General features: G+C 62.7%; 14 protein-coding genes and 1 tRNA gene. 5 read left to right on the top strand and 10 right to left on the bottom strand.

What is annotated here, in order from left to right:
- Positions 1-4 precede the first annotated feature (4 nt).
- From GGI60_RS18720 to obgE, 3 genes are read right to left on the bottom strand one after another with little or no spacing between them, the layout of a single operon-like run.
- Positions 5-1,288, bottom strand: coding sequence for a glutamate-5-semialdehyde dehydrogenase (locus tag GGI60_RS18720; protein ID WP_183917615.1), 1,284 nt, complete (start codon positions 1,286-1,288; stop codon positions 5-7).
- Positions 1,281-2,450 carry a glutamate 5-kinase gene (gene proB / locus GGI60_RS18715; RefSeq protein WP_183917613.1) on the bottom strand — a complete coding sequence of 390 codons (1,170 nt, stop codon included), beginning with the start codon at positions 2,448-2,450 and terminating at the stop codon, positions 1,281-1,283. The genes GGI60_RS18720 and proB overlap by 8 nt, the downstream gene beginning before the upstream one ends.
- On the bottom strand, positions 2,437-3,525 hold the full coding sequence (gene obgE / locus GGI60_RS18710) for a GTPase ObgE (RefSeq protein ID WP_183917611.1): 1,089 nt from the start codon (positions 3,523-3,525) through the stop codon (positions 2,437-2,439). Before obgE ends, proB begins: the two co-directional genes overlap by 14 nt.
- Before the next feature lie 84 nt (positions 3,526-3,609).
- Here obgE and GGI60_RS18705 point away from each other — a divergent pair, with 84 nt between their 5' ends.
- Positions 3,610-4,476, top strand: a complete 867-nt coding sequence (locus GGI60_RS18705) for an endonuclease/exonuclease/phosphatase family protein (protein ID WP_183917609.1) — start codon at positions 3,610-3,612, stop codon at positions 4,474-4,476.
- Between the two features lie 95 nt (positions 4,477-4,571).
- Here GGI60_RS18705 and GGI60_RS18700 read toward each other — a convergent pair whose 3' ends face one another.
- The 4 genes from GGI60_RS18700 to rplU form a co-directional block, all read right to left on the bottom strand.
- Positions 4,572-5,159: a GNAT family N-acetyltransferase gene (locus GGI60_RS18700; protein ID WP_183917607.1), complete on the bottom strand. Its 588-nt coding sequence runs from the start codon at positions 5,157-5,159 to the stop codon at positions 4,572-4,574.
- Positions 5,156-5,812: a GNAT family N-acetyltransferase gene (locus GGI60_RS18695; protein WP_183917605.1), complete on the bottom strand. Its 657-nt coding sequence runs from the start codon at positions 5,810-5,812 to the stop codon at positions 5,156-5,158. Before GGI60_RS18695 ends, GGI60_RS18700 begins: the two co-directional genes overlap by 4 nt.
- A gap of 125 nt (positions 5,813-5,937) precedes the next feature.
- Positions 5,938-6,207 (bottom strand): 50S ribosomal protein L27, encoded by a 270-nt coding sequence (gene rpmA, locus GGI60_RS18690; RefSeq protein ID WP_004676172.1) that lies wholly within the window; start codon positions 6,205-6,207, stop codon positions 5,938-5,940.
- 34 nt (positions 6,208-6,241) lie between these two features.
- Positions 6,242-6,559, bottom strand: a complete 318-nt coding sequence (gene rplU / locus GGI60_RS18685) for a 50S ribosomal protein L21 (RefSeq protein WP_064683935.1) — start codon at positions 6,557-6,559, stop codon at positions 6,242-6,244.
- A gap of 303 nt (positions 6,560-6,862) precedes the next feature.
- On the opposite strand from rplU, the gene GGI60_RS18680 reads away from it, so the two are divergent.
- Positions 6,863-6,952 (top strand) — tRNA-Ser (locus GGI60_RS18680).
- Between the two features lie 570 nt (positions 6,953-7,522).
- On the opposite strand, the gene GGI60_RS32500 is transcribed toward GGI60_RS18680, so the two are convergent.
- Positions 7,523-7,648, bottom strand: a complete 126-nt coding sequence (locus GGI60_RS32500) for a hypothetical protein (RefSeq protein ID WP_281414026.1) — start codon at positions 7,646-7,648, stop codon at positions 7,523-7,525.
- A gap of 280 nt (positions 7,649-7,928) precedes the next feature.
- Between GGI60_RS32500 and GGI60_RS18675 the strand changes: the two genes are divergently transcribed.
- From GGI60_RS18675 to GGI60_RS18665, 3 genes are all read left to right on the top strand, one after another.
- On the top strand, positions 7,929-9,371 hold the full coding sequence (locus tag GGI60_RS18675; protein ID WP_183917603.1) for a M81 family metallopeptidase: 1,443 nt from the start codon (positions 7,929-7,931) through the stop codon (positions 9,369-9,371).
- Between the two features lie 47 nt (positions 9,372-9,418).
- Entirely contained in the window at positions 9,419-11,203 is a 1,785-nt protein-coding gene (locus GGI60_RS18670) for a gamma-glutamyltransferase family protein (protein WP_183917601.1), read from the top strand.
- Between the two features lie 251 nt (positions 11,204-11,454).
- Positions 11,455-12,786, top strand: a complete 1,332-nt coding sequence (locus GGI60_RS18665; RefSeq protein WP_183917600.1) for a glucoamylase family protein — start codon at positions 11,455-11,457, stop codon at positions 12,784-12,786.
- A gap of 2 nt (positions 12,787-12,788) precedes the next feature.
- Here the strand turns inward: GGI60_RS18665 and GGI60_RS18660 are convergent, their stop codons facing one another.
- The gene (locus tag GGI60_RS18660; RefSeq protein WP_183934846.1) at positions 12,789-13,826 is read right to left on the bottom strand and encodes an ABC transporter ATP-binding protein; all 1,038 of its coding nucleotides are present in this window, start codon (positions 13,824-13,826) and stop codon (positions 12,789-12,791) included.
- A complete protein-coding gene (locus GGI60_RS18655) occupies positions 13,823-15,490 on the bottom strand; it encodes an ABC transporter permease (protein ID WP_183917596.1) in 1,668 nt (555 codons plus the stop codon). Before GGI60_RS18655 ends, GGI60_RS18660 begins: the two co-directional genes overlap by 4 nt.
- Positions 15,491-15,497 lie beyond the last annotated feature (7 nt).

The raw sequence follows: 15,497 nt of genomic DNA, 5'->3' as shown, positions 1-15,497 counted from the left end.
CACGTCAAGGTCGGGTCTGTCCGGCACCGCGCACCCGGTATTTGAAGGAGGTGAGCTGCTCGACGCCGACGGGGCCGCGCGCATGCATTTTGCCCGTAGCGATGCCGATCTCCGCGCCCATGCCGAACTCGCCGCCATCGGCAAATTGCGTTGAGGCATTGTGCAGGAGGATCGCCGAATCGACCTCGGTGAAGAAACGCTCGACCACCGCGGGGTCTTCGGCGATCACGGCCTCGGTGTGGTTCGACGAATAGGTCTGAATATGGGCGATCGCGCCCGATATGCCGTCGACGACGGCGACCGAAATGATCGCGTCGAGATATTCGGTCGTCCAGTCCTCCTCGGTCGCCGGCTTGATGCCGGGGGCGACCTTCAGCACCGGCGCGGAGCCACGGATCTCGCAGCCGGCTTCGGCGAGGACCTCGAGCAGCGGCGTCAGATGCGTGCCGATCGCAGCGCCATCGACGAGCAGGGTTTCGGCCGCGCCGCAGATACCGGTGCGGCGCATCTTGGCATTGACGACGATCTGCTTCGCCATCTCGATGTCGGCGGAGGCATCGACATAGAGGTGGCAAAGGCCTTCGAGATGAGCAAAGACCGGCACGCGGGCCTCGCTCTGCACGCGGGCTACCAGGCTTTTGCCGCCGCGCGGCACGATGACGTCGATTGCCCCGTCCAGACCGCGCAGCATGGCGCCGACGGCAGCCCGATCGGTGACCGGAACGAGCTGGATAGCATGCTCTGGAAGTCCTGCCGCCTTCAGGCCGTCCACGAGGCAGGCATGGATAGCCTGCGATGAACGACGTGAATCCGAGCCGCAACGCAGGATCACGGCATTGCCGGCCTTGAGGCAGAGGGCGCCGGCATCCGCCGTGACGTTCGGCCGGCTTTCGAAGATGACGCCGATGACCCCGAGCGGCGTGCGGACGCGCTCGATCTTCAGGCCGTTCGGCCGGTCCCAGGCGGCGATGACTTCGCCGACCGGATCGGCAAGGGCCGCGATGGCGCGAATCCCCTCTGCCATCTCGGCGATGCGCTCGTCGGTCAGCGTCAGCCGGTCGACGAAGGAGGCAAGCGTCTCGCTGCCTTCGATCTTCTTCAAGTCTTTGGCATTCTCGGCAAGAATATGGGTGCTGTTGGCCAGGATGGCATCGGCCATGCCGTGCAAGGCGCGGTTCTTCGCCTCGGTGGATGCGAAGCCCAACGGTCGTGCGGCAGCCTTCGCCTTGCGGCCGATGTCGTTCATCAGCGCGTCAATGTCAGGGCTTAGCGCAACGGTATCAGGCATGGGCCGCGTCCTTCTTCTGCCTTTCCAATTTCTGTCTGATCTGTGTGGTCATCACCATGTCGTCGCGATGGACCATGGCGGCGCGGCCGGCATAACCGAGGATTGCCGCGATTTCGGCCGACTTGCGGCCGGCGATCCGGCGGGCGTCCTCGGCATCGTAGCTCACAAGCCCGCGGGCGATCTCGCGGCCTTCAGGACCGACGATCGCCACCGTATCGCCACGGCTGAAGAGGCCGGAAACGCTGCGCACACCGGCGGGAAGCAGGCTCTTGCCGGCCCCAAGGGCGGTGACGGCGCCGTCATCGACATGCAACTCGCCAGCCGGCTGCAACTGGCCGGCAATCCAGGTCTTGCGGGCAGTTACCGGCGTGCCCGACGGCGCGAACCAGGAGGAACGGGCGCCGTTTTCGATTGCCAACAGCGGACTGTCGGTCTTGCCGGAGGCGATGATCATGGCGCAGCCCGAGGTCGTGGCGATCTTGCCGGCATCGATCTTGGTGCGCATGCCGCCGCGTGAAAGCTCGGAAGCGGCACCCCCGGCCATCGCCTCGATGTCAGGGGTAATTTCGGCGATCGTCTCCAGGAAGGTCGCATTCGGATCGAGGTGCGGCGGCGCGGTATAAAGGCCGTCGATGTCGGAGAGAAGAATGAGCAGATCGGCGCCGGTCATGGTCGCGACGCGGGCGGCTAGGCGATCATTGTCGCCATAGCGGATTTCGCTGGTCGCGACCGTGTCGTTTTCGTTGATGATCGGCACGGCGCCGATTTTCAAAAGCTGGTTGATGGTGGCGCGCGCATTAAGATAGCGGCGGCGCTCTTCGGTATCGCCGAGGGTCAGCAGGATCTGGCCGGCGACGATCTCGTCATGCGACAGGCTTTCCGACCAGGCACGCGCGAGCGCGATCTGGCCGACGGCGGCCGCCGCCTGGCTCTCCTCGAGCTTCAGCGCGCCGGAGGGCAGGTCGAGCACCGAGCGGCCGAGCGCGATCGCGCCCGAGGAAACGACGAGCACATCGATCCCCTTGGCCTTCAGTCCCGCAATGTCTGCGCACATGGCGTCGAGCCAGGCCTTTTTCAGCCCGGCCTTGCGGTCGACGAGGAGGGCCGAGCCGATCTTGATGACGATGCGGCGGTAGCGGCCGAGCGGCTTACGGTTGGTCATCGGCCCCATCCTCGCCCGTGTCCTCTTCGGAGACGATCATGTCGCGATGCCTGAGCTTCGGCACCTTGGCCGGCTTTTCCTCGGCATTTTCTTCGACGATGATATCGCGCAGCGCCCGCAGGACCTCGGTCATGCCCTTGCCGGTGACGGCCGAAATCTGGAATGGCGTCTTGCCGCAGGCCTTGGCCAATTCCTTCGTCTTCTTCTTCAGTTCGGCCTCGTCGAGCACGTCGATCTGCGACAGCGCCACAATCTCCGGCTTGTCGGTGAGATCGTTGCCATAGGCTTCGAGTTCGTGCTTGACCGTCTTATATGCTTTGCCCACCTTTTCCTCCTGGGCGGAGACGAGATGGAGCAGCACGCGGGTGCGCTCGACATGGCCGAGGAACCGGTCGCCGATGCCTACGCCTTCATGGGCGCCTTCGATCAGGCCGGGAATGTCGGCAAGAATGAATTCCCGTTCGTCGATGGTGGCGACGCCGAGATTGGGATGCAGCGTGGTGAAGGGATAGTTGGCGATTTTCGGCCGGGCGCGGGTGACGGATGCCAGGAAGGTCGATTTGCCGGCATTGGGCAGGCCGACGAGACCGGCATCGGCAATCAGCTTCAGGCGCAGCCAGATGGTCTTTTCCTCACCGGGCAGGCCGGGATTGGCCCAATCCGGCGCCTGGTTGGTCGAGGTCTTGAAATGGGCGTTGCCGAAGCCGCCATTGCCGCCATGGGCGAGGCAGTAACGTTGACCTTCGACGGTGAGGTCGCAGATCAGCGTTTCCCGGTCTTCCTCGAAGATCTGGGTTCCCACAGGCACTTTGAGCGTCACGTCGCTGCCATTGGCGCCGGTGCGGTTCCTGCCCATGCCATGGGTGCCAGTCGTCGCCTTGAAATGCTGCTGGTAGCGGAAATCGATCAGCGTATTGAGGCCGTTGACCGTTTCCACCCAGACATCGCCGCCGCGTCCGCCGTCACCGCCGTCGGGGCCGCCGAACTCGATGAATTTCTCGCGCCGGAAGGAGACGCTGCCCGCGCCGCCGTCTCCGGATCGGATATAGACCTTTGCTTCGTCGAGAAATTTCATTTTACTTCCAGTATCCGGTGGCAGTTGGACGGCCCGTCTTGGCCCATTCGATATAGGCGGTTCCGACGGAGGTCAAAGATTATCGTGAATTTTGCGAGCTATAACATACAGTACGGCTTCGGTCTCGACGGCAGATACGATCTCCCGCGCATTGCCCGGAGCCTCGAAGGCGCCGATATCATCGCGCTGCAGGAGGTGACCCGCGGCTTCTCGCGCAACGGTTTTGCCGACATGGTCGCCGGTATTGCCGCCCTCTTTCCCGACCATTTCTGGGTGTATGGGCCGGCCTGCGACCTGCATGTCGAGGCTGTTCACGGCAAGTCCGCGCCGGCACCGGGCAGGCGTTTTCAGTTCGGCAATATGGTGCTGTCGCGCTGGCCGATCGCCTCGACCCGGACGCTGCTTCTGCCGCGCAGCCGCACGATCGGAAAGATCAACCCGCAGCGCGGCGCGACCGAGGCGGTCATCACAGTGCCCGGGGGCGCGATCCGCGTCTACTCCGTCCATCTCGACCACGTTTCTCCCGACGAACGCATCCGCCAGCTGCAATTTTTGAACGCGTATATCAATGCTTTCGTCCAGGAGGGCGGGTCGCTGACTGGGGCGGCCGAATTCGATCTGCCGGAGCCGCCGCTGCCGGAAGATTACGTTATTCTGGGCGATTTCAACATGGAGCCGGAATCGCCGGAATATTGCGCGCTTGCCGGTGCTGCCGGCGGGTATTACGGCCGCGTCGCCAGGATAGGCACGCCGGTCGACGCCTTCGCGGCGCTCGAAGCCTACCGCCCCGAGAGCTACAGCTGGATGGATCCCGAGGACCACGGCAAACGCATGCATCTCGATTATTGCTTCGTCAGTTGCGGCCTCGTCAGCCGGTTGAAATCCGCCCGGATCGACATCCAATCCGTCGGCTCCGATCATTTCCCGCTCTGGGTCGAAATCGGCGAGTGACAGAGACGCCGCCGGTGGCGGCGTCTCTGTTTCTCAATTGGTTGAGAGCATGATGTTGTCCGAAAACCGCTCACACTTTTCGGCATCCTGCTCCGTCAGGCCACCTTCCGCGGTTGCAGCATGCCCGGCTGCAGCACGGTTTCGATGTGCGACACCATGGTGTTGCGGGCGAAACAATAGATTTCGCCGCAACCCGTCATGCGGAACCCGAGCTTTTCCTGCAGCCGCAGCGACGCCGGGTTGTCGGCGAAGACGCCGGAATGGATCGGCGTCTCCGGCATGCGGCGCAAGAAGCGCTCGATGATCGCCGCCACCGCCTCGCTCATATAGCCGCGCCGCCAGTAGTAGCGGTTCAGCCAGTAGCCGAGGTGCCAGCGGCCGTGGCGCAGCTCGATCGAGACGTTGCCGATATGGACATCGTCCTGACCGGTGATCGCGAGCGGCCAGTCGGGCAGGGTGTCCGAGGTGACCGGCATCAGCCAGTCCAGCGCATCCTGCCGGTCGAACGGCGCGGGAACGCGGGACAACATGCGCGTGACCGCGAAATCGGAAAGCGATTCCGCGATCGCAGGCGCATCGCTCAGCCGGTGGGGGCGGAGCGTCAGCCGGGCGGTCGAGATGACAGGGGCGGGACCGGGCATCATCGGCCCGGTGTCCGGCCTTTGCAGCGCGGTCGTGCTCATGCGATGTTCCCCCAGCTTCTCAGCGACATCCAGGTCTTGCGGTCGAGCCTGTACCATTCCACAGGCACGTTGCTGCCGAGCGCCAGCGAGGCGGCAAGCCCCGAGCCCTGGAACTGGAAGCCGCACTTCTGGATGACGCGCCGCGAGGCGACGTTCATCACCCGGCAGCGGGCGTCGATCTGGTCGACGTCCTGACGGGTCCTGAACACCATATCGACCAGGGCATGGCAGGCCTCGGTCGTATAACCCTGGTTCCAATAGGGCTCACCCAGCCAGTAGCCGATCTCGACGGTCCTGCCGTCGGTATGCGGTTCCACGCCGCAGCAGCCGATAAAGGCGCCGTTTTCCGCTTTGGTGATGGCATAGACGCACTTACCAATCTCGCCATTTCGCGTACGCCAAACAAAGTCGGCGGCATCATTGGCGGTATAAGGGTGCGGCATACGCGATACCATGGTGGCGACTTTGGCGTTGTTGGCGAGATGGGCAAGGGCGTCGATGTCTTCTTCGTGGGGCGCGCGCATGACGAGCCTTTCCGATAACAAGACAGGGCAATCGGTCCTTAACCGTTCCGGCCTCAGCCGTTCTATGGAAGACCGCTGGTCTTCCCGGGGAGACCGTGATTGGTCTGCCCTCAACAATTCGCCTTGCATGTTCAGTCCTCCTGTTTGGACAAAGAAAAAGGGGAGATGGCGCCCCATCTCCCCTGTTTTCTGGACTGAACCTGGTACGGCCAGCCGGGTCGATGAGACGCCGGCTGTTTTTGAGCGCTACCGGCTTATTCCGCTGCTTCCGCTTTCGGCATGACAGACACGTAGACGCGACCGTTGGCCTTCGTTCGGTAGTCCACATTGCCGGCGGTAAGTGCAAAGATCGTGTGATCCTTGCCGAGGCCGACGTTGGAACCGGGATGCCACTGCGTACCGCGCTGACGCACGATGATGTTGCCTGCGATGACGGCTTCGCCGCCGAACTTCTTCACGCCAAGGCGCTTGGATTCGGAATCGCGACCGTTGCGCGAGGAACCGCCAGCTTTTTTATGTGCCATTGGAGTTCTCCTTTAAACCTGAAACCCGTTGATCTTACTTGGCTGCCACGATGTCCGTGATACGGACGACCGTGTGATGCTGGCGATGGCCGCGCGAACGCTTCGAATTCTGACGACGGCGCTTCTTGAAGGCGATGACCTTCTTGCCGCGGTTCTGTTCGACGACTTCCGCCTTGACGGAGGCGCCGGCAACGAAGGGCGCACCGATCGCCGCGTCGGCGCCTTCGCCGATCACGAGGACTTCGGTAAATTCAATGGAGTCGCCAGCGGATGCTTCAAGCTTCTCGATGGTCAGCACGTCATTGGCTGCCACTCGGTACTGCTTACCGCCGGTCTTGATGACTGCGAACATTTTTTATCCTTTCATGTTCGTTCCGGCGCTCCCCGCATCGGAGCAGGTGGCCGTCTTTTTATCAGTCTAGGTTAAGCAGGGATTTCAGGGAGCTAGCCCGGAATTCTGGTCTGCCGGTGAAACCCCGCGCAAGCGCGAGGCGGGCAAGGGGCGGACTACTCCGCTCCTATTGCGGATGCGGGATACGCGAGTGACGGAAAGGTGTCAAGGCAAAAGGATGGAAAAGCTTGAGATTTCGGCTTGCCAACCTGTCATGGGCCCGTTATGAGAACGCCCGCGCCGAACAAGCGCCGACCTGACCGCGGAGAGGTGGCAGAGTGGTCGAATGCACCGCACTCGAAATGCGGCATACCTGCAAGGGTATCGTGGGTTCAAATCCCACCCTCTCCGCCATGTTTTCAAGCCTTCTCCATCATATCCAGATAACTACTCTGGAATTCCAGCAGATTGTTCAGCCGATAGCTCTTTGAAGAGAGAGCCTTGGCATGATGCACAGGTCGTCCGGCGATACGGATGAACCGCGCAGCTCTCGTCACGTTTTACCGGCCTATGAATCTGTCCGGCATTGAAGGGCTTAAAAACGAGATCGAGCCGCTGCGCCTCCGACGAGCAAAACGCCAGCTATTATCGCAAGCGGGATATTTGTCGTGGTCCTATCGCCATTGTCCCCCGCTTTAGGAGCGAAATGAAGTCTTCCCACAGGATCACCAGACCTAGCGAGAAGCTTCCAATCGGGACCATCCAGAAAAGAAGCGTTACGGGGCCCCTGTTCAGGAACATGTAGGCAAAGCCCCAAACTCCGCGATCAGTAAGCCAAGCCCCAAGATGATAGAAATGAAATTTCGCACGACTCCCCCGACGCCGCTCCAACTTTGACTTGCAAGCCTCTCATTGATTTCGCGGGATTTCAATCCGAGCCACTGCGGGAATTTGGCTTCATGCCGGCTCATAGGTTCTGATTCTTCAGAGGAAATCGGTGCGCGGCTGCCGCGCCGCCGGATCGGCGCGGCAGTTGTTGAGCGGGCCGCCATCCTGGCACGCCTTCACCATCGCCATGGCGCCCAGGCCATCGGCGAGCTTCGCCTTCACATCCGCTTTGAAGCTGGCAGACAGTGCTTCGGGTGGTGAGCCACTTTAACCGCTCGATTACGCATGGGCGCCTCCTGAAGAAGCCTTTCCGTAAGCTGAGTCCGGTCCTGGATCCCGGCTGATACTCGAATGAATTTTGTCATTTATTGCGGTTGATCAGCTTGTTTTGCGAACTATCATCAGGATCAGAGGGCGGCGGCGCGACCGCCGAATCGCCGCCCCCGATCTTCAGTTCATCGCCAGCCCTATATTGTAATTGCTCCCACATCCGAGGTTTTCCATGCGCATCGCCGTCGGTGGCATCCATATTGAATGCAGCACTTACAATCCCGTTCTGAACGAGGAGAGTGATTTTCGCGTGTTGCGCGGGGAGGGGCTGCTGGAATCGCCCTACTTTGCCTTCCTCAGAGACTACGACGCGGAATTCATGCCGACGATCCATGCCCGCGCCATTGCCGGCGGGCCGGTTTCGCGTGCCACCTATGAGGCGTTCAAGAGCGAATTCCTCGAGCGGCTAAAACCGCTGCTGCCGCTCGACGGCCTGTATCTTGCCATGCACGGCGCCATGTATGTGGACGGCATGGAGGATGCCGAGGGCGACTGGATTAGTGCCGCCCGCGCGCTGGTCGGCGAGGATTGTACGGTTTCGGCGAGCTATGACCTGCACGGCAACGTCACCCAACGCATCATTGATGCACTCGATGTCTATTCGACCTATCGGACGGCGCCGCATATCGATGTCGAGGAGACAATGCGCCGCTCGGTGTCCATGCTGGTAAGGAGTCTGAAAACAGGCGTGAAGCCGCTTGTTCTCTGGGCGCCGATTCCGGTCGTGCTGCCGGGCGAACGCACAAGCACTGTCGATGAACCGGCTAGGAGCCTCTATGCGATTCTGCCCGAAATCGATGCGATTGATGGTGTCTGGGATGCGTCGCTGATGGTCGGCTACGTCTGGGCCGACGAGCCGCGTGCTACAGCCGCCGCCATCATGACCGGTACCGATCGCGCCGTGCTCGAGCGTGAGGCCATACGCCTCGCCCAAGCCTATTGGGATGCGCGCGAGGACTTTATCTTCGGCTGCGAGACCGGATCTGTCGAGGAATGCGTAGCGAGAGCTATCGCCAGCCCGACGGCTCCTGTCGTGCTCGCCGAATCCGGCGACAACCCGACCGGCGGCGGCGTCGGAGATCGAGCCGACGTCCTGGCCGAACTGATTTCCAGAAACGCCACCGGTGTCGTCTTTGCCGGTATTGCCGACCGCGAAGCGACCGAGGCCTGTTACGCTGCCGGCGTAGGTCGCGAGCTCGAACTCAGCGTCGGCGCCTCGCTCGATACCCAAGGCAGCAAGCCGGTCATTGGCCGTTTCATCGTCAAGTTCCTGCACGAAACGTCGGACCCTTCAGACCGTCAGGCGGTGGTCTCGCTCGGCGGCATCGATCTCGTGCTGTCGGCCAAACGGCGGCCTTATCACCATATCACCGATTTTACCCGGCTGGGCCTCGACCCGCATGCGGCCAAAATCATCGTCGTCAAATCGGGCTATCTCTCCCCGGAACTGGCCCCGATCGCCAATCCGAACCTGATGGCGCTGTCGGAGGGCGTCGTCGATCAGTTCGTCGAGCGCCTGCCACGGCTGCGCAAACAGCATCCAACCTATCCTTTCGACAAGGATTTTGCCTTCGAGCCGCAGGTCTTCCTCTCCGCGCGGTCACCGCAGGCTTAAAATTTCACCGAAGCCGGCGAGATAATTTCCCAAAAAGGATGTTCGGCATGACCGGATTTACGACCCGACCTGAAATTCTCGGCACGTTCGGCGTCGTCACGTCGACTCACTGGATCGGCTCCGCGGTCGGTATGAGCATTCTCGAAAAGGGCGGCAATGCCTTCGATGCCGCGGTCGCGACCGGCTTCGTGCTGCAGATCGTCGAGCCGCATCTCTGTGGCCCCGGCGGCGATCTGCCGGCGGTGATTTATTCCAGGAAGAAAGACAAGGTCGAGGTCATCTCAGCCCAGGGGCCTGCACCGGCGGGCGCGACGATCGAGCACTACAGGCGCGAGGGCCTAACGCTGATCCCCGGCGATGGCCTGCTTGCAACGGTCATTCCCGGCGCCTTCGACGGCTGGATGCTGATGCTGCGCGACTACGGCACGATGAGCGTGCGCGAGGTGCTGGAACCAGCGATCTTTTACGCCGAACACGGCCATCCCTTGCTGCCGCGCGTCTCAGCGACCATCAAGGGACTTGCGGCTTTCTTCGAAAAGGAATGGCCGACGTCCCACGAGACCTGGCTGCCGGGCGGACGTGTCCCCAAAGCGCAGGCGAATTTCCGCAATCCGGCGCTTGCCGAAACCTGGAAGCGCGTCATTGCCGAAGCCGAGGCAAAAAGCGGTCGGGAAGCACAGGTGCAGGCGGCCCGCGACGCTTTCTATCGCGGCTTCATCGCCGAAAAGATCGACGCCTATATGAAAACCGCCGAAGTGATGGACGCAAGCGGCAGCCGCCACAGGGGCGTTTTGACCGCCAATGACATGGCGGACTGGTCGGCGACGATCGAGGAACCGCTGACCTATGATTATCACGGCTGGACCGTCGCCAAGACCGGTCCCTGGGGCCAGGGTCCCGTCTTCCTGCAGGCGCTGTCGATCCTGAAAGATTTCGACCTCGCTGCGATGAACCCGGATGGGGCCGAGTTCGTTCATACCGTCGTCGAGGCGATGAAGCTCGCCTTCGCCGACCGCGAGGTCTATTACGGCGATCCCGGTTTTTCCGAGATCCCCGTCGCGCATCTGCTGTCGGAGACCTATGCTGCCGAACGCCGCAAGCTGATCGGCGCGGACGCCTCCTTCGATCTTCGCCCCGGCATCGTTCCGGGCTTCGAGGCACAGCGTGATCTGACGATGAGTATGCTCGGCGCCGATTCCAAGACCGGCGCCGTTTACGAGCCCACGATGGCGCATCTGTCCGAAAAGCGCGGCGACACCGTGCATATCGACGTGATCGATCGCGACGGCAACATGGTCTCCGTTACCCCGTCCGGCGGCTGGCTGCAGTCTTCGCCGACCGTGCCCGGCCTCGGCTTCTGCCTCAATTCCCGTGCGCAGATGTTCTGGCTGAAGCCGGGCCTGCCGACCTCGCTTGCTCCGGGGAAACGGCCGCGCACGACGCTGACGCCGTCACTCGGCCTCTATGAAGGCCGCCCGACCCTTGCCTTCGGCACGCCGGGCGGCGATCAGCAGGAGCAATGGCAGCTTTCCTTCTTCCTGCGCCATGTCAATCACAAGCTGAACCTGCAGGCGGCGATCGACCGGCCGCTCTTTCACACCGCCCATTTTCCGAGCTCGTTCTATCCGCGCACCCGCGAACCCGGCAGCCTGATGGCGGAAGAGAGCTTTGGCTCGGATGTGCTCGGCGCGCTCGCCCGGAAGGGTCACAAGCTGACGATTACCGATGCCTGGACGATCGGCCGGCTGACTGCCGCACGGCGCGATGCCGACGGGCTGCTGCGTGCCGCAGCCACCCCGCGCCTGATGCAGGCCTATGCGATCGGCCGATAGGCGACCGCGTTGCAGGGCGCCGGGAGGCAACAAGTATTGCGGGAGATAAGCTGTGCCGCCGCGGCGCGGCGCTCTCTTTTTGCTGCACCGCTTATATGACTTATGCTAGATATTATTTCACCGATAATTGTTAACGACCGATACCCGTCGTTTGTGTTCTCTTATCCTTGCGAATCAAAAAGGTTTGATTTGCCCGGGGGACGGCCCTCATGTTCAACCATGGGGGCGATGCAACAGTTGGGTAGGAGCCTATGCTGCAACGGATTGAAGACATTGATGCCGCCCTGGTCGACAGGTTGCAGCATTCGGCATTCAAGTACTTCCTGAAATATTCCAATCCCGAGAATGGCCTGGTCGCGGATACCTCGATCGGCGGGGTGCCGGCGAGCATCGCGGCCGTCGGCTTTGCCCTTTCCTCCTATACCGTTGGTGTCGAACGTTGCTGGATCACCCGCAAGGAAGCGGCCGAACGCACGCTCAATACGCTGCGTTTCTTTGCCGAGGCGCGCCAAGGCGAGGAACGTCATGCGACCGGCCACCGCGGCTTCTTCTACCATTTCCTGCACATGGACACCGGCAACCGCGCCTGGAACAGCGAGCTTTCGACCATCGACACCGCTCTGCTCGTTGCCGGTATCCTGACATCAGCGCAATATTTCGATCGCCAGGACGAGACCGAGACCGAAATCCGTGAGCTTGCGACCCTCATCTACGAACGCGTCGACTGGCGCTGGGCGCTGAACAAGGGCGACACCATTTCCATGGGTTGGAAGCCCTCATCGGGCTTTCTGCGCTGGCGCTATCACGGCTTCGACGAGGCGATCATCCTTTATGCGCTGGCGCTCGCCTCGCCGTCGCATCCCATCCCGCAATCGTGCTATGACGCCTTCACGTCAAGCTATTCCTGGATGATCCACGGCGAACAGCCCTATCTCTATGCCGGCCCGCTGTTCATCCATCTCTTCTCCCATGCCTGGATCGATTTCCGCGGCATCCAGGACAAGCCAATGGCGGAGCGGAACTGGGATTATTTCCGTAACACCCAGGTCGTCATCAATGTCCAGCGGGATTACGCCGAGCGCAATCCCGGCCAGTTTGTCGGCTATAACAGGAATATCTGGGGCTTCTCCGCCTGCGACGGCCCGCCGCCGACCCGGCGCATGCGCGGCGGCCGCCAGCCGAAGGTTCTGGGTTATGCCGCGCGCGGCGCGCCGCTTGGCCCGGATGACGGGACGATCGCGCCGTGGGCGGCCCTTGCCTGCCTGCCCTACGACCGGCAGGCGGCCCTCGACGGCACCAAGGCGCTTCTGACCAGCTATCCGAACCTGCTCTTGGAAGGCGGCTTTCCCGGCGGCTTCAATCCGACGGTCAAGACGAAGCGGCCGGAGGGCTGGGTCGACGACCGCACCGTCGGCATCGACCAGGGTCTTCTCGTCATGACCATCGAAAATGCGCGCTCCGACTTCATCTGGAGACTGATGCGGCAGTCGCCGACCATCCGCCTTGGCCTCGAGCGCGCCGGTTTTGCCGGCGGCTGGCTGGAAGGCATCGAGCCGGAAGAACTGGTGCGCAAGGTCGGCTGATTTTACCGTTCGAATACATGCGCATTGCCTGAGATATCCAGGCGAACGAGATCGCCGCGAGAGGGAAGGCCGACGCTCGATGTCTTGATCCGGATCGGCGGCAGGGCAACGTCGTCGAGCGAAACGGCAACGGTGCAGACCGCGCCGCCGAACTCCACCTCGACGACACGTCCGCCATAGCTGCGATCGCCATCGTCGGCAACGACGCGAATCTGCTCGGGCCGCAGCATGATCTCCGCCTTGCCCTGACGATTGCCCTCGACGACGACGCGACCGAGGGCGCAGTCGGCCAGCCCGTTCCGGATGATGGCGGGAAGCAGTACGGCATCGCCGAGGAACAGCGCCGTCTCGCGATCCCTGGGATGCAGATATAATGATTGTGGCGATCCGGCCTGGATCAGCCGCCCCTCTCTCAAGACCGCCACCTGATCGGCGAAGCTCAGCGCTTCTTCCTGATCGTGCGTTACCAGAACGGCGGTAATGCCGGCCGCTTGCAGCACGCGCGCCACAACCTTGCGCATATTTTCACGCAAGCCGGTATCGAGCGCCGAGAAAGGCTCGTCGAGCAGCATCAGCCGCGGCTTACGGCCGAGCGCGCGGGCGAGCGCTACGCGCTGCTGCTGGCCGCCGGAAAGCTGGTGCGGGCGCCGCGCCAGCATGCCGCGATCGAGCTCGACCAGGTCGAGCAGATCGACGATGCGCTTCTCGCGATCCGCGGCCCCTTTCTCGAAACCGAAGCCGATATTCTCGGCGACGCTCAGATGCGGAAACAGCGCTCCGTCCTGCGAGACGATGCCGATGCCGCGCTTGTGGGCCGGAACCGCGGCCGGACCGTCTGCCAGCACATCCCCATCCAGGGTCACCCTGCCGGTGTCGGCCTGCTCGAAACCGGCAATGATGCGCAGCAGCGTCGTTTTGCCCGAGCCGGACGGCCCGACGACTGCGGTGCGGCTGCCCGCCTGCACTTCGAGCGAAATATCCTTCAGCGCCTGGACCGGGCCGTAACGCTTGCTGATGTTCTCGATCGTAAGCAGCGTCATTGGCCGGCAGTCCGTTTCGATTGCGTATAGAGCGTCAGGGTGAGCGGCAGCGACAGCACGACCATCATGAAGGCGTAGGGGGCGGCGGAGACATAATCGATTTCGCTGGTCAGCGACCAGAATTTCGTCGCCAGCGTATCGACGCCATTGGGCGAAAGCATCAGCGTCGCCGTGAGTTCATTGGTGATGCCCAGTGCGGCGAGCGCCACGCTGGCGGCGGCTCCGGGCGCTGCAAGCCGCATGGTGATCTGCCGCACCGCCTGGCCAGGCGTGCGGCCGAGGCCCATCGCGGCGCGCTCCAGTTCCACCGGCGCCTGGGCGATGCTGGTGCGAAGCCCGACCATGGCGCGCGGCAGAAAAAGCATCACATAGGCAACGAGCAGGGTTGCGAAGGTCTGATAGAGCGGCAGCATCAGGCGCACGGTGATCGTCACCAGCGCCAGCGCCACGACGACACCCGGCAGCGAGCCGACATAATAGTGGCAGGCTTCGAGCAGGCGCTGCAAGCGACCGGGTGCACGCACGGACAGCCACGCCATCGGGGCTGCGGCAATCGTCGCCAGCACGCCGCCAGCAAGGGCGAGCACGATCGTCTGCACGAAGGCGCTGGCGACCTCGATACGCCAGATCTCGCCGCCGCCGAGATAGAGCCAGCGGCCAAGCGTCACCAGCGGCACGCCAAGCGTCAGCACCGCCAGGACGACGGGCAGCGAGATGGCCGGCACCATGAACCAGCCGAGACGCCGACGGTCGGCCGGACGCGGTGAGCCGGCGCCGACGCGGGCATAACGTTCGTTGCCGCGCAGCAGCACTTCGAGGCCAAGCAGGAAAAGACAGCAGGCGACGAGCACGCCGCCAAGCATGTTGGAGGCCGGACTGTTGTAGGAAGACTGGAACTGGTCGACGATCGCGGTCGCGAAAGTGTCGAAGCGGATCATGACGAACAGGCCGTATTCCGAAAGCAGGTGCAGGGCGATCAGCAGCGAGCCGCCGCAGATGGCGAATCTCAGTTGCGGCAGCACGGCACGGAAGAAGACACGCCAGGGATTGAGGCCGAGCGAGGCGGCGGCATCCTCGATGGCCGGATCGAGACGGCGCAAGGCTGCGGCGACCGGCAGATAGAGGAAGGGGTAATAGGCGATCACCGAAACGAAGACGCCGCTCTGCAGGCCGCGCATGCCGGGAATGAGGCTGACCCAGGCATAGCTGTGCACGAAGGCCGGCACGGCGAGCGGCGCGATCGCCAGCCAGGCCCAAAGCCTTGGGAAAGGAACATCCGTCCGCTCGGTCAGCCAGGCGAGCGTCACGGCCAGCGCGACCGACAGCGGAATGGTGAGTGATTCCAGCAGCACCGTATTGATGAGGAGGTCGCCGACGCGCGAGCGGAAGACGAGCGCCTGCACGGTCTCCCAGCCGACATCATAGGTGATCCAGCCGATGAAGCCGAGCGGCACGAGACTGAACAGCGCGACCACGGTCGCGAGGAGCACGACGGAGGCGTGCGGCATGCGCGCGCGCGGCAAAACCATTCGCATAGTCCCCGGCGCGGCCGGCGCCTCGGCACCGGATGCGAGCAATCTGTTGTCCTGCAGCAAGGCCGATGCCTTCACACGCTGAAAAAGGAAGGCAACCGCCTGTGAAGGACGGCTGCCGGATTTCGTCATGCCCTAA

The organism is Rhizobium lentis, assembly GCF_014200175.1.
Classification (GTDB): Bacteria; Pseudomonadota; Alphaproteobacteria; order Rhizobiales; family Rhizobiaceae; genus Rhizobium; species Rhizobium mulingense.
This window is presented reverse-complemented; position numbering and strand designations above follow the sequence as displayed.